This is a genomic window from Peribacillus sp. P4_D6 (genome assembly GCF_056401795.1).
The window spans coordinates 47,444-69,950 of the sequence record NZ_JBFUIQ010000015.1 but is presented as its reverse complement, the minus strand read 5'-3'; the positions used below and the strand labels follow the sequence as shown (position 1 = coordinate 69,950).

Annotated in this window: 18 protein-coding genes and 2 pseudogenes; 14 read left to right on the top strand and 6 right to left on the bottom strand. The window is 40.4% G+C overall.

What is annotated here, in order from left to right; translation table 11 throughout:
• Positions 1–144 precede the first annotated feature (144 nt).
• A pseudogene (locus AC1DVB_RS07800) lies at positions 145–1,218 on the bottom strand (cation:dicarboxylate symporter family transporter); the annotation flags it as partial.
• 206 nt (positions 1,219–1,424) lie between these two features.
• Between AC1DVB_RS07800 and AC1DVB_RS07795 the strand changes: the two are divergent.
• Positions 1,425–2,696, top strand: coding sequence for a sensor histidine kinase (locus AC1DVB_RS07795; protein WP_477588862.1), 1,272 nt, complete (start codon positions 1,425–1,427; stop codon positions 2,694–2,696).
• A complete protein-coding gene (locus tag AC1DVB_RS07790; RefSeq protein WP_095678995.1) occupies positions 2,693–3,607 on the top strand; it encodes a response regulator in 915 nt (304 codons plus the stop codon). The genes AC1DVB_RS07795 and AC1DVB_RS07790 overlap by 4 nt, the downstream gene beginning before the upstream one ends.
• A 422-nt stretch (positions 3,608–4,029) precedes the next feature.
• On the opposite strand, the gene AC1DVB_RS07785 is transcribed toward AC1DVB_RS07790, so the two are convergent.
• Positions 4,030–4,287: a zinc ribbon domain-containing protein gene (locus AC1DVB_RS07785; RefSeq protein ID WP_230135543.1), complete on the bottom strand. Its 258-nt coding sequence runs from the start codon at positions 4,285–4,287 to the stop codon at positions 4,030–4,032.
• Positions 4,288–4,702: 415 nt separating this feature from the next.
• On the opposite strand from AC1DVB_RS07785, the gene helD reads away from it, so the two are divergent.
• The 4 genes from helD to AC1DVB_RS07765 all read left to right on the top strand — a co-directional run bounded on the left by helD (position 4,703) and on the right by AC1DVB_RS07765 (position 10,962).
• Positions 4,703–7,042 (top strand): RNA polymerase recycling motor HelD, encoded by a 2,340-nt coding sequence (gene helD, locus AC1DVB_RS07780; RefSeq protein ID WP_477588859.1) that lies wholly within the window; start codon positions 4,703–4,705, stop codon positions 7,040–7,042.
• A 104-nt stretch (positions 7,043–7,146) separates the two neighbouring features.
• Positions 7,147–7,362, top strand: a complete 216-nt coding sequence (locus tag AC1DVB_RS07775; RefSeq protein WP_034304092.1) for a hypothetical protein — start codon at positions 7,147–7,149, stop codon at positions 7,360–7,362.
• A 35-nt stretch (positions 7,363–7,397) separates the two neighbouring features.
• Entirely contained in the window at positions 7,398–7,529 is a 132-nt protein-coding gene (gene sspL, locus AC1DVB_RS07770) for a small, acid-soluble spore protein L (protein WP_034304091.1), read from the top strand.
• A gap of 262 nt (positions 7,530–7,791) precedes the next feature.
• Positions 7,792–10,962 carry an ATP-binding cassette domain-containing protein gene (locus AC1DVB_RS07765; protein WP_477588857.1) on the top strand — a complete coding sequence of 1,057 codons (3,171 nt, stop codon included), beginning with the start codon at positions 7,792–7,794 and terminating at the stop codon, positions 10,960–10,962.
• A gap of 268 nt (positions 10,963–11,230) precedes the next feature.
• Here the strand turns inward: AC1DVB_RS07765 and AC1DVB_RS07760 are convergent, their stop codons facing one another.
• A complete protein-coding gene (locus tag AC1DVB_RS07760) occupies positions 11,231–12,499 on the bottom strand; it encodes an ATP-binding protein (protein WP_477588855.1) in 1,269 nt (422 codons plus the stop codon).
• Between the two features lie 214 nt (positions 12,500–12,713).
• Between AC1DVB_RS07760 and AC1DVB_RS07755 the strand changes: the two genes are divergently transcribed.
• The gene (locus AC1DVB_RS07755) at positions 12,714–13,172 is read left to right on the top strand and encodes an SRPBCC family protein (protein WP_477588853.1); all 459 of its coding nucleotides are present in this window, start codon (positions 12,714–12,716) and stop codon (positions 13,170–13,172) included.
• Positions 13,173–13,412: 240 nt separating this feature from the next.
• Positions 13,413–13,508: pseudogene (locus AC1DVB_RS07750) on the top strand (excalibur calcium-binding domain-containing protein); the annotation flags it as partial.
• A gap of 186 nt (positions 13,509–13,694) precedes the next feature.
• Here AC1DVB_RS07750 and AC1DVB_RS07745 read toward each other — a convergent pair.
• Positions 13,695–14,678 carry an ornithine cyclodeaminase family protein gene (locus AC1DVB_RS07745; protein ID WP_477588851.1) on the bottom strand — a complete coding sequence of 328 codons (984 nt, stop codon included), beginning with the start codon at positions 14,676–14,678 and terminating at the stop codon, positions 13,695–13,697.
• Positions 14,679–14,712: 34 nt separating this feature from the next.
• Complete coding sequence (locus AC1DVB_RS07740; protein WP_477588849.1) at positions 14,713–16,011, bottom strand: MFS transporter; 1,299 nt, start codon at positions 16,009–16,011, stop codon at positions 14,713–14,715.
• A 164-nt stretch (positions 16,012–16,175) separates the two neighbouring features.
• Between AC1DVB_RS07740 and AC1DVB_RS07735 the strand changes: the two genes are divergently transcribed.
• Both AC1DVB_RS07735 and AC1DVB_RS07730 read left to right on the top strand, forming a co-directional pair.
• Positions 16,176–16,688: a helix-turn-helix domain-containing protein gene (locus tag AC1DVB_RS07735; RefSeq protein WP_477588847.1), complete on the top strand. Its 513-nt coding sequence runs from the start codon at positions 16,176–16,178 to the stop codon at positions 16,686–16,688.
• 184 nt (positions 16,689–16,872) lie between these two features.
• Positions 16,873–17,382, top strand: a complete 510-nt coding sequence (locus AC1DVB_RS07730) for an ankyrin repeat domain-containing protein (protein WP_477588845.1) — start codon at positions 16,873–16,875, stop codon at positions 17,380–17,382.
• Between the two features lie 308 nt (positions 17,383–17,690).
• Here the strand turns inward: AC1DVB_RS07730 and AC1DVB_RS07725 are convergent, their stop codons facing one another.
• Positions 17,691–18,152, bottom strand: coding sequence for an alpha/beta hydrolase-fold protein (locus AC1DVB_RS07725; protein WP_477588843.1), 462 nt, complete (start codon positions 18,150–18,152; stop codon positions 17,691–17,693).
• A gap of 105 nt (positions 18,153–18,257) precedes the next feature.
• On the opposite strand from AC1DVB_RS07725, the gene AC1DVB_RS07720 reads away from it, so the two are divergent.
• The 4 genes from AC1DVB_RS07720 (at position 18,258) to AC1DVB_RS07705 (ending at position 22,501) form a co-directional block, all read left to right on the top strand.
• Positions 18,258–19,007: a methionine ABC transporter ATP-binding protein gene (locus AC1DVB_RS07720; protein ID WP_477588841.1), complete on the top strand. Its 750-nt coding sequence runs from the start codon at positions 18,258–18,260 to the stop codon at positions 19,005–19,007.
• Positions 19,000–19,662: a methionine ABC transporter permease gene (locus tag AC1DVB_RS07715; RefSeq protein WP_477588840.1), complete on the top strand. Its 663-nt coding sequence runs from the start codon at positions 19,000–19,002 to the stop codon at positions 19,660–19,662. The genes AC1DVB_RS07720 and AC1DVB_RS07715 overlap by 8 nt, the downstream gene beginning before the upstream one ends.
• Positions 19,663–19,680: 18 nt before the next feature.
• Positions 19,681–20,508, top strand: coding sequence for a MetQ/NlpA family ABC transporter substrate-binding protein (locus AC1DVB_RS07710; protein WP_331262136.1), 828 nt, complete (start codon positions 19,681–19,683; stop codon positions 20,506–20,508).
• A gap of 208 nt (positions 20,509–20,716) precedes the next feature.
• The gene (locus AC1DVB_RS07705; RefSeq protein ID WP_477588838.1) at positions 20,717–22,501 is read left to right on the top strand and encodes a ribonuclease YeeF family protein; all 1,785 of its coding nucleotides are present in this window, start codon (positions 20,717–20,719) and stop codon (positions 22,499–22,501) included.
• Positions 22,502–22,507 lie beyond the last annotated feature (6 nt).

The window sequence follows — 22,507 nt, the reverse complement described above, 5'->3', positions numbered from 1 at the left end:
GGCGAAAGCCGAGGAGGCTCCCCGACCGCCCGCGGAAAGCGAGTGCCTAGAGTGGAAATCAACGTCCAAATTGTACAAGCCATAAAAAATAGACAAACTCGATTTTCATCGAGTTTGTCTACAGTCTGAAAGCCCTCCCATAAAGGTTGTTAAAACAACAACAAATGAGGCACCCGGAACGCCAGCCATTCCTTTTGACGTTAACATCAATACGAGTAACAATGTGATCTGTTCTGTAATGGATAAATCTATACCATACATTTGTGCCACGAAAAGTGAAGCAAGTGCTTGATAAATCGATGAGCCGTCCAGATTAAACGTATAGCCTGTTGGAATAACAAAGGAAGTAATGGATTTCGGGCAGCCAAACTTCTCCATTTTGTCCATAAGCCTTGGTAATACCGACTCTGAACTTGCTGTTGTAAATGCCAAAATCAATTCATCCTTTAACACTTTCAGGATAACAAAAATGCTTGTCCCTGACATTTTCGCTATAATTCCAAGAATGGCGAATACAAAGAATACCATCGTCACATAAACAGCCATTACTAGGTTACCTAAAGGAATTAATGTTGAAATACCGAATTTTGCAACGGTTACACCAATCAGTGCAAACACACCAAAGGGGGCAAATTTCATGACTAGATTCGTCACCCAAAACATTACTTCCAACACACCTTCAAAGAATCCAAGAATAGGCTTTCCTTTTTCGCCTATCGCAGCCACACCTAAGCCGAATAAAACAGAAAAGAAGATAATCGGTAATAAATCCGCTTGAGCCATTGATTCAAATACATTTGAAGGAACAATATGAGAAATTGTTTCTCCAAAGCCACTGCTGCCAGCGGTATTTGTCGTTTCTTCATATTTTGAAATATCACTTTTTTCAAGATTGCTTGTATCTAAGCCAGACCCTGGGTGGAACAAGTTTGCCGCCAGTAATCCAATAACAATGGCAATTGTGGTGACAATCTCAAAATAAAGAAGAGTCTTACCGCCTAATTTCCCCAGTTTCTTTATATCGCCGACTCCCGCTATGGAGACGACTAGTGCAGCCATGACGATCGGGATGACGATCATTTTAATTAAATGAATGAAAATATCGCCGATAGGCACCAAAATGGCCATGACTGTTTCATTACCATGGAATAAAGCACCGACAACGATACCTAGTACAAGTGCAACAAAAATTTGAGTAGCTAAGCCAAACCTTTTCATTTGAATTCCTCCTTTGATAGTCGTTCTGTTGTTAGCGCTTTCAATTTTTAGATTATTTCAAGTTTATGATCATCCTACTGGAACCTACTGAATCCTACGGATACTTACAAGGGCCATAAAAAATAATAATTTCAGTCCAAACCCTTCTCACTTTTTTACCTTTTCATGTGTTATGTTTTTAATATAGTGACTGGGGAGGGACCGTATTGAAAAAGAGTATAAGGATATTGCTATTGATTATGATTGCGGTGCCTCTTGCGGGCGAATTCAAGTTTTACCCCTTCGATGATACATTCAGAGTCAGTTTGGGAACCCCCGTCTTCTTCTTGTTTTTACTATGGGGGAGGAGCATCCACCCGATTATTGCAGGCATAGTGACGGGAGTGAGTGTGTTTTTTTTGCGTTTTTCACTGGCTGTCGGGATACGGGACATATCCGTTGAGGATGCGATCTATCTTCATGTTCCCGCCTTTTTCTACTACTTCATTTACGCGTTGGCCTTTCATAAAACGAAATTGAACGAACGGCACGATCAGCCGTTTATGATCGGGCTTTTAGGGGTATTGATCGAGCTTTCTGCAAGTGTATCGGAGATGACGATCCGATCCATCCTGGCGAATCAGGGCACACCCTTGTTAGCCATTGACCAACTTGTTTTAATCGCCTTTATTCGAAGCTTTTTCGTTCTCGGCTTTTTTAATATAGTAAAGCTGAGAGAAGCGAAATCCGCAGAAGCGGAGCAACGCATCCAAAAGGAACAAATGCTGCTTTTCATTTCAAGTTTGTATGAGGAATCGGTTCAACTGAAGAAAACGATGCAAAATGCGGAAGAAATCACCCGAACTTGTTATGACTTTTACCGTCGGATAAAAACAAGGGGGACTGATGGAAGCGATGCGCAAACTGCGTTGCAGATTGCCGGTCTCGTGCATGAGATCAAAAAAGATAACCAGCGGATTTATGCGGGGCTTTCGAAACTTATGTCATCCAAAAACCTGCAGGAATATATGAAGATCGAAGACCTTGGCAACATCATGATCGTGTCCAATAGACGATATGCAGAGTCCCTTCGCAAAGTTATTACATTTACCTTGCATATAGATGATGACCATCCCCCCTATCATGTATATATGGTATTATCATTAATAAATAATTTATTGGCCAATGCAGTGGAAGCCATTGAAGAAGAAGGATACGTATCACTGCATGTGAAAAGGAAAGATCAATTCGTGGAGTTTTGCATCTGTGATAATGGCCCAGGCATTGCGCCAAAGAGGAAGGAAATCATTTTTACAGCAGGTTATACAAAGAAATTCGATGCGGCGGGAAACCCTTCGACGGGAATTGGCTTATCGTATGTGAAACAAACAGTTGAAAAATTTGGAGGACATATCAGGCTAATGGATACCTATAAAGAAACCGTATTCATCGTAGGAATTCCGATTGATGCTATTATGGAGAAAGGGCTAACGAGATGAATTATTTCATTATAGATGACGATCCTGCCATTCGAGGAATGTTGACAGAGATAATTGAAGACGAAGATTTAGGCAAAGTGGTGGGAGAAGCAGAAGACGGAGCTTTAGTGAATAATGGCTTGTTGTTTTTAAAAAAAGCAGACGTTGTCTTAATTGATTTGCTCATGCCATTAAGGGATGGAATTGAAACAATCAGGTCTCTTGCTGATGGATTTCAAGGGAGATTTGTGATGATATCGCAAGTGGAAACGAAAGAAATGATTGGTGAGGCGTATAGATTAGGAGCGGAATACTACATTACAAAACCGCTGAACCAAGTTGAAATTTCATGCATATTAAACAAAGTGAACGAGCGAATACTGGTGGATCAATCGATCCAGGGCATTCAAAAGTCGTTGAACGTGTTTACGGACCGCCCGAAGTCTTCTAAAACCTTTCAGACAAAAAATATCATGGAAGCCGGACGGTCCTTAATTTCTGATTTAGGTATGATTGGCGAAGGGGGAAGCGAGGATTTATTAAACATTTTAAGATTCCTCCAAAATGAAAAGCAAAGACTCGGTCCTGCCTACTCGTTTCCATATTTAAAGGAGATTTTTGCTGGGATTGCTGCTGAAAAGCTGGGAGATCAAGCGAAAGAAGCCGAAATCCAGAAAGAAATGAAAGCTTCCGAGCAGCGTGTCCGTCGCGCTCTTAACCAGGCACTCATCCATATCGCTTCATTAGGATTGACGGATTATATGAATCCAAAATTCGAGGCCTATTCATCCACATTTTTTGATTTCTCGGAAGTCCGAAAAAAAATGCTGGAGCTAGAAGACAAAAGCAAAAAAGTAAGCAGTCAGAGCCGCAATAATATGAAAAAATTTATCCAAGTGCTGTTTATGGAAGCAAGGCAGATGATGAAATAATAAACCAGTAACACAAGCGGAATAGATTGAAAATTCACAAAAACATTTTATATTTTTCGATGGAAGAAACATAAAGACAAATCCGTTTATATGGGATTTGTCTTTATCGCTATGTTCTCCGTATTTTTTTATGGCTCTTTTCGTAAAGATTGTTGTTTTTAAACGAAACTATTTAAGGTTGATTGGAGCGGAAGTGCGAGACTCCTGCGGGAGCAGCGGGAGAGGTGAGACCCCACAGGCGTTTACGCCGAGGAGGCTCACCGCCCGCACCAAGGAAAGCGAGCATCTGGAGGGGAAATCAACCACAACCCACTACCTGGTAAATAGCAACAAAGTATGTGAAAACAGCCTTTTCTATAAACAGTATTGTTTCAAATCTATAGAAAAAGGATAAAGAAGTTCATTCGTTTTCTATTCGTTGATTAATTCCATCGCTCTAACTTTGGGATGCCTCTAGTGAAAAACTTAGCAATAAATTTAGGCATATTCATATTTTCCATCATATGATTTTGAACAACTTTTTGCATTTCTATCGCAGTAATGTTTTGAGTGAATTCACCATTTATATAACAATGACTGCAATATTTAGTACTTATCCTACCATCTTTTTCAGTTCCACCACCTAATTCATCTTTAGATAGCGGCATTCCACAACTCTGACATGCTTTATAATTTCTCATGATAATTTCTCCTACAAAAAGTTTTATCCTAAACATTATCTAACAAACAAAATTAAATCAAGACAATATGAAGCGCATGTCATCGAAACGACGAATCAACCGTTGATGTGGGTGTTGCAGTTCTTATGAAAGGCGGGACTGGCGAAGCTTTAGGCCTTCAAATAATCATAAAAATAACCAGCCAAGCTATTGCTCAACTGGTTACTGGCTTTACATGTTAAATTAAAGTTTAAAATAACGATTCATTATGGCAACTGTTGTGCAAAATACATTGATATCATTCGGAATTTATGATAAGTTAGTATAGAAACACATTTAAATATATACTAAAACAGTTTACCCCTTACTATAAGTATAAGGTAAAACTCACCTCTAGTCAACCCCTAATTTCTCATTTTTTAAAGGAGWGTCCGTTATGAACAATGAAATTCGGCAGGAGCAAGAACGTTTGAATGAGGTGATAGAAACAATCACGAAACAAATCAGCAAAATAGAAGGAGAAACTTCAAAGCGTAAAAAAGAAGTTGTTAATATCCGTAAACACTTTTGGGATGACCTCAAGGTTAATATCGATACTTTCGATGATTACCTCGAGACCATCATTGGCTTAAGGCAGCAGGCTCAAGACTTGTCACAAAGCGAAGGGGCACATAGATATGCCTTCAAGAGGCTGTCAACACTGCGCCGCATGCAGGAAGTGCCTTATTTCGGCCGGATTGATATCACTGAAGAAGGTTCTCCCCTTACGGAACAAATTTATATTGGGACTTCCACCCTTACTGATGCAACAGGAGAAAACTTCATTATCTACGATTGGAGGGCCCCGGTTTCGAGTGTTTATTATGACTATCCTCCCGGTCCTGTAGAATACTCCACTCCCGGAGGCGTAATTCAGGGAATGTTGGAAAACAAGTGGCAATACACCATAAAGGGAGGCGTTATCGAATCGATGTTCGATACGAGTCTCACCATTGGGGATGAGATTCTGCAGCAGGTACTGGGCAAGGGAACGGATAAGCATATGCACAGTATCGTGTCCACCATTCAACGTGAGCAAAATAGGATCATCCGGAACGATCGCGGACGTCTGCTCATTGTTCAAGGTGCAGCTGGCAGCGGGAAGACATCAGCTGCCCTTCAAAGGATCGCTTACTTGCTCTACAAGAACCGAGAAAGGCTGAAAGCCGATCAAATCATTTTATTCTCTCCTAACTCCATGTTTAATAACTACGTATCCAATGTGTTACCCGAACTTGGCGAAGAGAATATGCAGCAGGTAACATTCCAGGAATACCTGGATCATCGTCTGACTGACTCGTTTCAAGTTGAGGATCCTTATGAGCAACTGGAATATTTGCTGACTGGAGCGGAGGATCCTTCCTATAGCACCAGGACAGCGAGTATCCAATTTAAGGCATCCATTCGCTTCTTTGAAATCATCAAGACCTACAGACAATCACTGGAGCAATCCGGAATGATCTTTAGAGGGGTGAAGTTCCGAGGGGAAACGCTCGTCTCCGCCAAACAAATCTCGGAAAGATTTTATAACACAGACACCACATTAAGATTTCACAATAGGATTGAAAAGCTGAAAGAGTGGTTATGTGAGCTACTTGATGAAAGGGAAAAGTTTGAGTTGAAACAACCTTGGGTCGAGGAGGAAATCGAGTATCTTAGCAAAGAAGACTACCAAAAGGTATACACCTATTTAGAGAAAAAACGCGGCCATGATGAAGATTCCTTTGACGATTATGAGATGGAAAATAAAATGCTTGCGCGTATGATTGTTCGAAAGAAATTGAAGACGTTACGCAAACGGATAAAAGCACTTCATTTTATCAATATTAAGGGCATATACAAGCAACTTTTTGACGAACAAATACGGATCGAACTGTGGAATGAGGGGGAAACACCTGCCGAAAGGGAAATTTGCTTATCAACCCAAAAAATGCTGGACGAAGGTAAACTGTATTATGAAGACGCGACTCCATTTTTGCTGCTGAAGGAGTTAATTCAAGGATTTCAGTCGAATACTGCTATAAAATACGTGCTTGTAGACGAAGCACAGGATTATTCTCCATTTCAATTCGAGTTCTTGAAACGATTGTTTCCTAATGCCAGGATGACCGTGCTCGGTGACTTTAACCAGGCAATATTCGCTCATGCCAGCGAACGGGTTGATTTCCAGACTCTTACCAGTTTATACGGGATAAATGAAACCGAGAGCATCACCTTGGATCAAAGCTACAGATCCACAAAGCAGATTATAGAATTCACACGTGAACTAATTCCAGAAGGCCATCGAATTAAGGCATTCAATCGTGAAGGCGAGAAGCCAGTACTCACTCAAGTGTCCAGCCGTGATGAATTGCACCGTGAGATCATGTCTAAAGTCAAAGACTTTCAAAGCCGTGAGTACAATACAATCGCAATAATCTGTAAATCTGCTGCCGAAAGTGCCGCCGCATACGATGCCCTTAATGCCCACGGTGAAATTAAACTCGTACAGAAAGGCACAAATGAATATGAACAGGGTGTAGTTGTTATACCGGCTTATTTGGCCAAAGGCATCGAATTCGATGCAGTCATCATTTATGATGCATCCATGCAAACATACGGTGATGAGAGCCTGCGTAGATTGTTCTACACCGCATGTACCAGGGCTATGCATGACTTACAAATTTATACGGTTGGCGAACCCAGTCCCTTCTTGAAAAACGGTGCAACGGAGAGTTTACTTCTGACCTCCAACTAACAAAGAATGGAGTCATTATTAGTGCTTCCTTTTTTCTCCTTTCATTTTATTGCTCTTTTATCGAAATACTATAAAAGAAAAGCTTTAGAAAAGGAGGAGATGGATTGACTAACGAGAAAGAACAGGTGGAAACGGGAGGAAGCCAGGTGACTGGTGAATCAACGATTCAAACAGTTAATGATGGCCATTATCATTATCCAGGGCCCGTGGAAGAAGGCTATAGCGGAAATACAGGAAGAGCAGTACAGCCTGCCGGGAAAAAAGATCCTGATGTTCCTCAGAACAAAGACACATTTAATTACACACGTAATTTAAAGTAGATCCGTCCAACATCATATACTTGGAGGTGAAGGAAATGAGTAAAAAGACAGGAAGAGGTCGCATTGCACCAAGTGTTAACCCGCAGGGACATGGAAAAGATGTGGAATTCTCCACCGAGCCTAAAAGCGATCTTGAAAACAAGGCGAAAAAGTCCAATACAAAATAAACGTATTGGATAAAAATGCGGTCATACTTTATAAGGAAAGCCCTTCTCTTAGTCGAGAGGGGCTTTTATAATCTAAAAGAAGGTTTTAATTCTCTTAAAAATCCAATCCTTACTCCTCGTTTTTTGTCGATGAATCATACGTGTTTGAAGCAGCGGGATGTGAAAGAATAAAAGGATGGGGTTACCGTTAAAAAAATACCAAATACATATACCGCTGTGCTAATATGAAAGACTGAGCTTAAAAAAATGAGAGGAGTTACAAATGAAAATAAATCGATTAATAGCGAACAATATAAGCCATTTAGATTCATCACTGCCAGACGACCAATCATTAGGAATTGCTGGTTTATCAGGTTCCGGGAAGACGACTTTTTGTCAAACCATTGGCGAAGAATCCAAGAAGCGTCTCGTTTCCTTATTGCCGAAGTCTGAATATCAGTATTTATTCCCTAATATTATGGAAACCAACTTCAGTGCCATCAAGATGGAGGAAATGCCTCTGGTCCTTTTTCTCGGCAAATCATCCATTTCAGCTAATCCCCGTTCGACCATTGGCACACATACTGGTGTGTTTAAAGAGATACGTGTTTGTCTTGCAGAAAAATTCAATCTTTCTCCGGAAGTTTTTTCATTTAATAATGCCTTAGGCTGGTGCCCCACTTGTAAAGGACGCGGTACGACGAAAAACGTCGAATGTCCAAAGTGTGAGGGGAAGCGCTACAATCAAGAAGTCGAGCAATATACCATTGAATTATTAGACCGCCCGCATACTATATCCGATATCAACAACTTAAGCATCGAAACGATCCTTTCACTCGCAGAGACCTTACATATAAGTGAAGCTAAACAGCATATTCTCCAAAATATAATCAATATGAATATTGGTTATTTAGGCTTGAATCGTATTATGGGGACAGTGTCGGGAGGGGAATTAACCCGGCTTTATTTGGCCGAATTCATGGCAACAAGTGAAAATACCGTGATCATCATCGATGAAATCTCCGTCGGTCTTGATCATCAAACCCTTTTGAAAATTTTGGAGCAGATTAAGCAATTAGGTTATAAAAATCAAATTTGGCTCATTGATCACTCCGACACGGTGTTGGATAGCACGGATGACCAATTGTTCTTTGGACCCGGCAGCGGAAAATATGGCGGGAAAATCGTTGAGGAATCACCGCGGCCCAAACCAATCAGCTGGAAGCGTAATGAAGCAGCGCCAACGGAATACTATCAATTTCAGGATCTCTACTGCCGTAATATTCAAATGGAAGAAATCCGGATTCCCAAGAATAGACTCGTTACCTTTACGGGTGAGTCCGGCTGCGGTAAATCTACACTAGTCAATGAATGCATCTCCAAAGATTTTCAGAAGCGGTATCCAAAGGATAAGCTGGTCATGGTCGGGCAGGACCGAAATAAATCGATCACCAGCCGGTCGACCGTTGCGACGTTTCTTGATATTAAAAAGAAGCTAACCAAATACAGTGATGAAATTGATGATATTTTTCAGCGTTCGATCGAAGATATCATCGAAGAACTCCCAAAAGAAGACATCGCACATAAACGTTTGAGCTTATTGATCAAACTTGGGCTTGGTTATTTAACGTTAGAAAGAAAAACACAAACACTATCGACGGGTGAATTTCAATGTGTTCACTTAGTTTCCGAGCTGTTTGCGAAGACAAGAAACCCGCACACGCTGTTCATTTTTGACGAGCCTTCAAAAGGGTTATCGCAAAATATTTTAAACCAATTCATTGACAGTGTCAGGGTCATTCTGGAGGATGAATCCGTCTCCATCATCATGATTGAACATAATGCCTATATGCTGGAAAGCTCGGATTATATCGTGGATTTTGGCAAAAGACAGCTAACACCTGTCCAGCATCTTGACGTTGTCAGACATGATGATTATTACAGTCAAAAAGACAGTGACGAACGGGTGGAGCCATTGCATATCTCTTCGACGCTCCGGTCAAAAACTGGTATCGATTATTTACAGGAAAATCATCTGGACTATTTCAAAAACGCAGAGAACGTCTATAAGGGCGGCATTTTAAAAAGCTTATCACCAATCGCTCGCGTGATTTATGGGGAGTACGAGTCCGATACGATAGCACCTGTGATCGCCATTGATCTTGAACGGCACTTGTACAGTCAATATACGTTTCTTTATGAATTGGGCGGAATGATCAACCATATAGTGGCTGCACATCCGACCAATAAGGATACAAGAAGCTTCGATTTCTATTCTGCAGAAAATCATTGTCCAAGCTGTTCGGGACGCCGGTTCATTGAAAAATTCGATTTCGATGTAGTCATACAAGACAAAAACGTGCCATTCTGGGATGGTTTATTACATCCGGACGTGATGGAAGTATTAAAATATTATCAGCATTCCAAACTGCAATTCCTGTTTGATGAGATAAAGAATGAACTAGGTCACGACATTAGTAAAAGCTATAATGAGATGACAGATGCCGAAAAACATACCTTCTTATATGGGTATTGGGAAAAGTCCTTTTACGATAAAGCAGGCAAGGCATCGCGAATTTGGGAAGGGTTCAATTTCATCATTGGGCGTTATATCTTCGTATCGAAATCAATCATTAAAGAGCAGATGAAAGAAACAAAAGAGATGATCGACTGTCCAGTCTGTCAAGGAACGGTTCTCAAACATCATAAAAAGCTGATGTTTGGTGATACGGACATTCGCGAGATCATCCAACAGCCAATTGATCAAGTCATCAAAATTGTAGGAAAGCTGCCGGAACTGGAAAAACTAAAAGCGATTGTTGGCGGCGATATCGCACTCACTGATGATGTCTCATTCCTTCCACGTGAAACAAAAGCGGCGTTGAAAATGCTCGAACTCGAACTAGCAAGCTTTGTCGGCTATGAAGTGGTTTTACAAAATACCCAACCATTCTGGGACAGCATTAAAGGCAATATCGAAGCAATCAGCAGCAAAAATCAGATTACCATCTGTGACTTTGCCAATATTAACGAAACAAGAGAAACCATTATTGATAAATATTTCACCAATGGCAAATACAAAAAACTAACCTATGTCTATGAAGCATTCGGCTACAAAAAAATCGTTACCCAAATCAATAAAATTAAAGCAAGTCATAAATGCCCATTCTGTAATGGCAAGAAAGTCATTTCAGAAGACAACATCCATGACGGTGTGTATAAATTAACGATCCCTTGTGTGAGCTGTCATGCCAGTGGCATCGATGTTGAAGGTCGCAAAGAAATCGTCGAAAGCATCGACGTCCAAACCTGGCTGACAGGGAAAGTGAAGGATGTCGTGGCCGAAAGTGAACGTACCGAGGCCGTGGCCGATATCCCCATTTTCGCCCGGATACGTGAATTGAACAAACGAGACATGATGGCGGTTTATCAATGCCTTGACGAGAAAAAATAAATGTAACAGCACTCTATTGAAAATCAAGTTTGTCTACAGTTTTATAAAGGTTTGTACAATTTGACCGTTGATTTCCACTCCAGGCACTCGCTTTCCGCGGGCGGTCCGGGAGCCTCCTCGGCGCCTTTGCGCCTGCGGGGTCTCCCTTGGACTCGCTTTTCCCGCAGGAGTCTCGCACCTTACGTTCCAATCAACTTTGGTTTTAAATTTAAATAAAACCATATTTGTCTACAAACTAAAAGTCCGCCATTTACGGCGGACTTTTTTATTATTTTCCAGGATGATCTTCACGATAAACGGGAAGTGTTATTGAAATCGTTGTTCCCTTATTCAAAGCGCTAGTTAAGTGAAGTGTACCATTCATCGTTTGGATGGTCTTGACAGCCACCATAGATCCCAACCCAGTTCCTTTTTCTTTGGAACTGTAATAAGGCTCACCAAAACGATTTATTTGTTCCTTGTTCATTCCCACTCCATTGTCACTGATTTCGATAATGATATCGAAATTATTTACATAAGAAACAATATTAAGTTCCCCGCCGTTTGGCATTGCCTCTATACCATTCTTGATGAGGTTTAGGAAGCATTGCTTGAAATGTTGAATATTCCCCCGGGTGATGCCTGGAGCCAACTGATTAGATATTGTAACTAAATTCATGTTAGCCAATGGTTTGATCATTTCAATTACATATCCTATTTCACGGTTAATTAAAATATTTTCCACTTTCTCAAGTGCAGGTTTTGCAAATGCTAAGTATTCACTGATAATGGATTCTGCACTATTAAGCTCTTTAACTACATGTTGGATATATTGTTCTCTTACTTCCTGAGTCAGATCAGGAGCCTTTAGCAGTTGAACAAATCCTTTCACAACCGTTAAAGGATTTCTAACTTCATGTGAAATGCTGGCTGCAAGCTGACTGACTACCTCCATTTTTTCAAGCCTTACCATTTGTGTCCGGATTATAATGGCATCTTTTAAAATTTCTATGATATATAAAGCCAAAACGATAATGAAAGGAGGGAGGATAATAAAGTAAAATACATACGCCTCCGTTATTCGAAAATAATCAGACATAACGATTGAAATGAAGCTCGTTAGTATTCCAAGAAACAAAATTAATAGTATCGAGCTATTAAGCTTATTTTTTCGATTGAAATTTTTGAATTTGGAAGAAAATAAAGCCGTTATAATAAAGATTACGATATATACAGTTAACGTAAGTAAATTGAAACCATAAAAAGCAAACCTAAAAGTCAATATGATGACTAACAGTGCAGCCCCTACAGGCCAACCACCATAAAGGGTCCCTATTATAAAAGGGATTTGCCTGAGATCATGGACACAATATTCATCGATATAAATAGGAAACTTCATACATAAAATAATAGGAATGCTCATGCATGCAGTAATAAGGGTCTTGCCATACTGACTTAACCTTTTGCCATGATCTAATAAAATGTAATAAATCAAAATGCTTACTAAGATATAAAAAAGATTATCTAATATGTTTTGATTAATATAAATAAAATTCATAGGATTCTCCTGAAAAAGTAACCGTTTGGTTTATTATACAAGAATAACACCAAAAAAGAGAATCTTAATAAGTAATTTATTTACAGAACGACATTTAAATTCAAAAAAAAGTTGGTTAATGTATCTATTTAATTAGAATTATTTAACGATTCATCCGTTCGAATTTGGTTATTACATAATAAAGGAAATATAATAGAGGCAGAGGTGATTTTCATTGAAAAAATGGACAAAAGAAATAGAAATAAATGCCCCAATTGAACAGGTATGGAAGTTTCTTGATGGTTCTGTAGAAAATATGCAAAAAATCATGCCTCAAGTAGTTGAACAAAAGCCGGTTAAAATAACGGAAGAAGTGGTTGGAAGTGTATATCGCCAAAAATATCGAGAAGGAAAACGAACAGAAGAGTATGATATAGAAACATTGGAATATTTGAATGAAACTAATGAGAAAAAGCTAAAAGTAGGCTTCATACTTGCTAAAATGTTTGAAATTACAGCTTTTTATGAACTAAATAAAATCAATGACAATCAGACTTCCTTTACATATACAGTCACCAGTCGCCCATTGAAGTGGTTTTTGAAGTTACTTTTAGTATTTGCCACCGATAAAGTGGTCGTGGAATTTTTAGACCGCGTCAAAAAGGTAGCTGAAGCAGAAACAAGTATGAATTAAGTCAATCTTCTATAGGGGGAATACAACTTGTCCATGTTGGAGGGTGTGCTTTATCGTTTCATTCCACTGCAGGCACTCGCTTTCCGCGGGCGGTCCGCCCTCGGCGCTTTTGCGCCTGTGGGGTCTCCCTTGGACGCGTATTTCCCGCAGGAGTCTCGCACACCCGCTCCAATCAACTCTGCGTGAAAACTAAGTCGACACAGCAACACAAATTAAATAGAATCCATCTTTTTTCAAGATGGATTCAGACTGATATACAAGCCCCATGTTTCAAAGGCATTATATGATGCCAGTAAAAAAAGCGACCGTGATAAAGACTTGATTGCTTGTGAAAGATATGGATTATTCAGAAGGCCCTTCCGAAAGAAGGGTTTCTTTCATTCATTCAAAGATGTTACTGCAAGGTAAGGCAACGATTATCCCCAAAACAAAAAAATGCGTTAGGTCTCATGTTTAATGTCTCCTGTTTTTAACAATCGGGTTGTTATTACATTCAGCGATAGTAAAATCTATTTGCTTCTCCTATACCTCAATCTCCATCCCGATGTTCCGTTCTTTCGATTGGCGATAAACGCCTTTTGCCACAGCGAGGTCAAAGTAAGCAGCACCGACTGATTTAAAGAAGGTAATTTCCTCTTCATTTTCCCTGCCTGTTTTGGTCCGCATGACAAGTTCATAAAGCTCCCCGTGTATATCATTAAACGACCAATTTCCCTGATTGGCTGCAGAAATGAGTTCTCCTGCTTCAGCCTTCACGCCCGCCAAATCGTCGACGATAATTTTAGCAGCGCGTGAAATGGTGGTATTATCCACTTCTTTCATATCCGGTAAGTAAGACCCGACCCCGTTAATGTGAGTGCCCGGCTTTAAATCGAGTCCATTAAATACTGGCTCGTTCGAGCGGGTTGCACAGCAAATAATATCTGCTTGAAGAACAGCTGCTGAAACATCTTCGCAAACTTCAATAGGAACGGTTACTCCGAATGCCCGCAGCTTTTCACCGAATTTCTCCGCTTTCTTTGGTGTGCGATTTACTAATAAAATACGCTCAATGTCCCTTACGGCTAACACACCAATTGCTTGTTCAAATCCCATAGCTCCTGTTCCGATGATCGTGAGAACCCTTGCGTCTTTACGAGCAAGAAAGTCTGTGGCAATGCCGCTCAATGCCCCTGTTCTGAGACGTGTTAAATAGGAGGCATTCAACAATGCTAGGTGTTCGCCATTTTCTGCATCTGACAGCAAGATGACTCCTTGTGTGGTTGCCATCCCCCTTGAAGGATTCTTTGGAAAAATCGTAACAACTTTGACTGCCGAAACTTCTTCAGATAAATCAGCGCTTGGCATGTAAAGGGCCGATGCCTCGTGTTGAGGGAAAGCAAGCACTGTGCGATGAGGGTTATCTATTTGTTGAGCACCATGTGCACGCAATGCGGCCTTTATATCTGCTATTGCGTCTTTCATTCCATATGATTGTTGAATTTCCTTCTCACTTATTACCAACATTCAATTGTCCTCCTTGAAGTGAAAAATCCATAGATTACATGGCACTAGTATTATGTGTTTCGTCTAATTTCTGATTGCTGCGATCCTTAACTGCCCAAATCGCTGCTAGTGACAGGACAGATGCAAAAATAATATAAAGGGCGACAGGAACATAGGAGTTATTAAACCTATCAAGTAAAGCCGTTGCAACTAGCGGCGCTGTTCCTCCTGCCAGAGCTGCTCCGATTTGATATCCAAGTGTGATGCCGGTATAACGAATCTTTGCATCGAAAATTTCCGAGAACATCGTTCCAAGAACAGCTGTGATGGGGGCCCAAATAACCCCTAAACCTATCACTGTTGCAACGATTAATAGCAGGACCGATTTTTGCTCCAGCAACCAGAAGTATGGGAATGCAAACAGTGCCATCCCAATCGTTCCCCCTATAAACAGCTTTTTGCGTCCAATCTTATCAGATAAATTCCCCATGATAGGTATTAAAATCGTTGTTATAATTGTCGCAATCATGACTGCAGTTAATGTAGCTGTCCGGGAGAAACCGAGATTTGCAGTAGCGTATGATACGACAAACGTGCTGAAAATATAAAATGGAGCTGTTTCTACCACTTTGGCTCCGACGGCGATAAGCACTTCACGCCAATAATTCTTAAGAGTTTCCACAATCGGCAGCTTTGGAACTTCTCCCGATTCCTTCACTTTTTTGAAAGACGGTGTTTCATCAATTCCTTTACGAATCCATAGGCCAAAAAATACTAGCAGAGCACTAAAAATGAATGGTATACGCCATCCCCAAGTTATGAATGTGTTTTCAGGCAGCAGAGTCATAATGGATAGGGCAACGGTTCCAAGCAGCATTCCTATCGTAACACCCATTTGAGGAATGGCCCCGAACAAGCCCCGTTTCTCAGCGGGAGCATATTCAACGGCCAATAAAAGCGCGCCTCCCCATTCACCGCCAATTCCAAGACCTTGTACTAAGCGCAACGTGATTAATAAAATCGGCGCCCAAATCCCAACGGCTTGATACGTAGGAAGAAGCCCCATCCCAAAGGTTGCGACACCCATTAAACTAAGTGTTAAAACAAGGGTTTTCTTTCTCCCGATACGATCGCCAATATGGCTGAAAATCACTCCGCCAAAGGGACGGATGAAGAATGCTAACGCAAAGGATGCATAGGAAAGCAACAGCCCTATTGTCGGATCCTCATTCACGAAGAATAGCTGGTTAAACACGAGAGCTGAAACGGTCCCATATAAAAAATAGTCAAACCACTCAATTGAACTTCCGACTAAACTCGCAATTAAAATTCGCCGCATTTGTTTCTTCTCCATCTTGAGTCACCCCATTAAAATTGAAGTGTCACTTCAATTTATTATTTCCTTTATTGTAAATAATTTATAATTTTCTGTCAATTATTTTATTAATGACGGAACATTCATCAAAATTTGTACTGTATAATGAAGCTAGATACTATGTAAAAAAAGGGGGCATCTCTATGCCTTTTGATTCAATCGGGGAAAAAATGAAATCATTGAGGAAAGAGCGAAAACTAACATTAAAGAGCCTTGCTGAACAAACAGGCGTTTCGATCAGCTTTTTATCACAAGTAGAACGGGGTAAATCAAGCGTCACATTAGAGTCATTAAAAAAAATCGCTGATACATTGGATGTCAGCCCAAGTTTCTTCTTTTCTGAGGACCGTTCCCAAGAAAATCCAAATTATAATCATGAACAATTTCACTATCAGAATTTATCCAGCGGCATTCGTGATGCTGTTTTTTCGCCTATTCTTGTCACCTTAAAGCCAGGAGAAAATAAAGGAAGCGCCTTTTCTCATAGCGGACATGAATTCTTATTCATTATCGAAGGGAAGTTAACAGTGGAAATAGAGGGAGAAAGAATGGAACTCCATGAACAGCAGTCGTTCATGTTCGATGCTAGAAAAGCCCATTACTGGTTTAACTTCTCGGATCATATTGTCCGGTTTTTGGTGGTGTCGTCGAAATAACGTCACGGTGCTGTGTAATAAAAGTATATCCAGTTAACGAAACATGCCGTACAAAAGGATAGATGTAAACAGGGATTCCTCACTGTTCATCTATCCTTCCTTTTTACCTATGTGCGACAGTAAATCAAATCATTAAAGTCGTAAGAAGCAGCATCAATGAATAAAGATATTTTAGGAGGGTTCTATGGATATTAAGGAAAAAGCGATAAAAGTCTATAATTTAATTAAGGATGGGAATATAGAACAAGCGAAAGAGCTTATTATTACTGATAAAAGTTTGCTTGATTATGTAACACCTTTTGGGACGTGGCTACATGTTGCATCTAGAGCTGGTAAACTGGATATGATAAAAATCCTAGTTAAATCTGGTATGGATATTAACATAAACGAAGGTGTACCGAAGTCAGCGCCTATTGCACATGCAGCTAGTGAAGGTGAAATTAGTATTGTAGAGTACTTATTTGAAAATGGTGCAATATTAGATGTTAGTGACCCGAATACAAATCCTCTATTTTCGGCGATTTATGGTGGGCACCTTGATATTGTAAAGTATTTTGTTAAGAATGATATTGATATTACTGTTAAGTATTCAGGGGATACTATGAAAGATATGGGAGCTTATGAATTTGCTATTGAAAGAGGGCAAACAGAAATTGCTGAATATTTAAAGCAGAAGATGGATGAAAAAGAATAGAAAAGAGACTTTTTAGTTAATAGTATTTGCTATGGGATAGTACAATAAAATGGTTACAATGACTTTATAAGTTATTCTATCAAGAACCGGATGAAAGCACTTGGGAACAGGTGCTTTTTCGCCTTCTAGGAGCTGTATGTAGCGATAGATTAAAATCATGATTCTTTAGTGCCGCCCATTATAAGTAGGGCCTTTCGATTCGCCAATAGATAAAGACCTTTGAAAAAGCAGACGCCAAGATTGGAGGGAACTCACCATTCTTGACGGCTATTGTGATGCCTAATGATCCATCGTTTCGTTCCTATTCTCTATGCCAACCAATGAAGAGACTGAATGAAGTAGGTAGTAAAGAATAGGTCATCATGAGTTCCTTTTGGATCTGACGCGAATAATAGATTAGATTCCGAATAGCCTTCCTTGATAAATTCAAGGAGGGCTTTCTTCGTGTAGTCAACCATATGCTTTTGTATCGTTTCTTTATAAATTCCCTCTAATTCCCCGACATATAAATAGAGCCGATGATTTTGACGATTCACTGTGGGTTTTAGATGGATATTTCCTTGCCGTTCATTCTTTTCTCCTTGAAGATAGCGAAGAACATCCTCGTACCAAAAGGAAGCAGATAATGAGATATATTGATGGAATACCTCTGGATAATAATAGGAGGCGGAAGTTGAAACAAGTCCTCCTAATGAGCTGCCGGAAATAGCTGTATGTGAAGGCTCAGGATTCGCAGCATAGTCTTTAACTGTTAATTTGTGTCTTTGCATTAGGTCCTCATTAGTTGATAGAATGATTTATCAGCTGTGTTTCTTTGATGAAACGATAATGTGGAGCGGTATGCTTACCTTTCAACAAATAGAAAGTGGGATTTTATGATTAACCTGGATCAAGTGAGTAAAAATTTTTCACAATTTCAGGCTATTAAGTCTGTTACTTTAACAATACCTAAAGGTGAAATTCATGGAATAATCGGAGCAAGCGGAGCAGGGAAATCAACGCTGCTGCGGCTAATGAATTTGTTGGAGACCCCAGATGCGGGCGAAGTGGAGGTAAACGGCCAAAGGTTGACAACATTGAACAATAAAGCACTTCGAGGGGCACGGAAGTCGATTGGCATGATCTTTCAGCATTTTAATCTTGTGGCAAATAAAACGGTTTATGACAATGTGGCAGCCTCTTTAGAGCTGGCAAATTATCCAAAGAAGGAACGTCGGAGCCGTGTTGCAGAGTGTCTTCAATTTGTCGGATTGGAGGGTGAGATGGAGAGATATCCTGCACAATTAAGCGGGGGACAAAAGCAGCGTGTTGCCATTGCAAGGGCATTGGCAAATAACCCGCAAGTGTTGTTATGTGATGAACCGACATCTTCCCTTGATCCAAATACAACCGCTGAAATATTAGACGTGCTACAAAACATCAACAAACGCTTCGGTGTGACGATAGTCATTGTTAGTCATGAGCTGGATGTCATTAAAAGTATATGCAATCGTGTATCGATCATGGCAGAGGGAGAGATTTATGACACGGTCATAATCGAACCAACCGGGATTCAAAAAAAGGATAATCGTCCAGAATACTTTATCGAACAATTAGCAGAGAATGGTGGGCTGGGCCATGCCTGAGATTTTAGTTCAATATGAGGCAGAAATTTGGCAGTCAATTGGAGAAACCATTATCATGGTGGGTGTGTCCATTTTAGCTGCGATTTTGATTGGATTGCCTGTCGGGACCTTGCTATTTCTTTCTAGGAAGGGTCATTTGCTTGAAAATCCGTGGACTTTCTCGATATTAAATTTACTTGTGAATATTATCCGTTCATTCCCGTTTTTATTATTGGTTGTTTTTTTAATCCCGTTTACAAGGCTCATAATTGGCACAGCCATTGGTACAGCAGCTGCTTGCGTTCCATTAGCGATCATCGCCATTGCCCATTATTCGCGATTGGTCGAGCAATCTTTATTGGACGTGCCAAAGGGTGTGATCGAGGCAGCCATTTCGATGGGGGCTTCCGTTAAGGATGTCATATTTAAATTCCTTTACGTGGAGGCTCGCTCAGGGCTTGTCCTCGGACTAACAACATCGATCATCAGCTTTATTTCCTATTCAACGATCATGGGAGTGGTCGGGGGCGGCGGTATCGGCGACTTTGCCATCAGGTATGGCTACCAGCAGTTTAAAACAGAGCTAATGATTTATATGATTATCATTATGATTATTCTAGTACAGCTTATCCAATTCATTGGAACGGCAATAGCCAGAATGATTGATAAAAGATAAATAATGGAGGGAAACATCATGAAAAAAATACTCTTTCTCATGGCAGCAATTATGTTGTTTTTAGTAGGATGTGGAAAGACGAATGAAGTAAATGAGAAAGAAAATGCGCAGAATCAGGAAAAGGAAGAGGTTACATTGAAAGTGGCCTCACTCATTCCCCCAATGACGGAAATCCTTGAGCTTGTTAAACCAAAGCTGGCAGAGGAGGGCATTAACCTGGAAATGGTCGTATTAAGTGATAATGTGCAGCCTAACACCGCACTAGCGGCAAAAGAGGTGGATGTGAACTTCTTCCAACACGTTCCATATATGGAGGAATTCAATCGAAACAAAAATGCCGAGCTAGTACCCGTGAAACCTATTTATTTTGCCAATTATGGTGTGTATTCCAAAGAATACGATTCAATGGATAAATTGCCAGAGGGTGCCGTTATTGCCATTGCAAATGATGTGTCGAATATCGATCGCTCATTGGCCTTGCTGGCACAGCATAAAGTTATCACTTTAAAGGAAAAAAAGGGTCCATACTATACAATGTCTGATATCACTGAGAACCCTAAAAACTATAAGTTTAAAGAAGTCGATTTATTAATGCTAGCGAGAACGTATGATGAAGCAGATGCAATCGTGATAACACCAGCTTACGCCGCACCGCTTGGTTTAACACCAAAAAATGACGCCCTTCTCACAGAAGGTGTTGAAAATGACTTTGCGATTACATTAGTTGCACGCAAGGATAACGTGGATTCCGAGCCAGTCCAAAAGTTGGCCAAGGCCATGACAAGCCCGGAGGTACGCAAATTTTTAGAAGAGAAATATAGTGAAACGGCCATACCGGCATTTTGATTTTGATACAAAGAAAGGGCTATTCCTTCAACAGGAATAGCCCTTCTTTATGCTAATAAATCCGTTTAGTAAAAAGTCCCCTCAATTCTTGAATAAATATAGAAACTCTTCTAAAATATATTTAGCCCATAATTTTACAATGAATATAAATATTACATAAGTAATCTCTAAGTTTTTATAAGAAAAGAAGTTGAAAGGACTTTCCATTATGTCGATGATTTACGAATCTCAAACACTAGTTTCTGCCATRCAAACACGTGTCGGACAATATAAGGACCTGAAAGAACAGCTCACGGAATTAAAAAAAGGATTTGAGAGTATCGTTCATTTGGATGATGAGCTGCAGGGGCAAGGCGCAGAGGCCATTAAAGGGTTTTACAAAGCACAGATCGATGTCGTGGATTCTTGGCTGCGCCTGATCAATCGGCATGTTGCCTTTTTAAGCGGAATTCAAGGAGATACAATCGAAGCGAACCTTAGTGAAACCGTGGTTACTGTTCCTTTTTTAGAGGAAGAGCTGACAAATGCGACTCGAAATTCCAAGGAAATGGTCACAGCCCAGAAAAATGACCTGAAAAAAATATTGGCTGGAATTGATGATATCATTCAGTTAGAGCCTTTTTCCGATGATGCGTTCTTTGAAAATATCGAGAAAGCTGAAATAAAACGGACCGAAACGATAGACAAAGTAAACGAAATCGATCACAAGTGGACGACTGAATATGCCAAATCCGAAGCGGACCAAGCGGCAGTGACGGCACTCATGGAGCAATTGAAAGTATCCAGTACAAGGGGAGGAGTAGTATCCCCGCTCTATTTTAATGCAGCAGCTTATAAAAATAGTGAAGCCTACAAAAACCTAGAAGTAAGGAAAAAAGAAACCGCGCAATATCTCAAGGTTAAGAAAGAAGAAGCGGAGAATCGCCGGATCAAAGACTTGAAGGCACAACTCGATCATGTAACAGATCCAGACGAGTTCCTCAAAATCGCCAAGCAGATCGGGTACGAAAACTTAGCGCCCACCCAGCAGCAATATGTCATGCAGCTAGAAGCATCCAAGCAAACCGCAGACATCGCAAAAGGAATCGGCGTAGGCCTGTATGATGTAGGGAAAGACTTTGTGACAGGAGTTTGGGACTTTGTCACAGATCCCGGGGAAACAGTTGAAGGTGTGGCAAACTCAATCATGCACCCGATAAAAACCTATAAATATATATCCAAATCCATCTCCGACTCATATGAACGGGATATGATAAATGGCGATGCCTACTCGCGGRCTCACTGGGTATCCTATGCCCTCGGAACAGTCGTATCGTCAGTAGTTGGAACAAAAGGCGCTGGAGCCATAACGAAAACTGGGGTAGCCACTACAAAAGCCGCTGCAGTAAAAGGCGTTACGAAAGCAAAAGAACTAATCCCTATCCCTAACCTATTACCATACAATCCAAAAAACCAACTGTCGTTGGCAGGGGGAGTACCTTATAATGTGGTTAATGGTGTTGAGTTGAAGGATCAGTTAATTTCTATAGCGAAAGTGGAGTCTGAGATTAATGGTAAGAGTACGGGTAAAGTTCTAGACTCTGTACCAACAGTAAGAAATGGGCAATTTAAAAACTGGTTTAATTCCTTAACTACAGAAGAATTTGATAAAGTATGGGCAGACCCTAAGCTAAGAGAGTCAATTAAAGACCGGTTGCGCCACCCTGGTGGGTTGCACGAATGGCACTTGGTTTCCCGTGCTGATACATTTAAATACTGGGGGGTAACTGCCGAACAAATTGTAGAAATGAGAACACTGATAAGTGAGACGAAGTTTGTTAATCCAACCGGAAAACATGGTGGAAAAGGCTCTACAAAAGCACATAATGAGCTATTAAAAATAATTGATACATCTGAAGACTATGATATGTTTAAAAGGCGCCTGCAAAATTGGGCAGATTATCGTTTTGAGGGTGGTTCTGATGCACTGCCAAGTGGATTGAAACCAAAATAGGAGGTA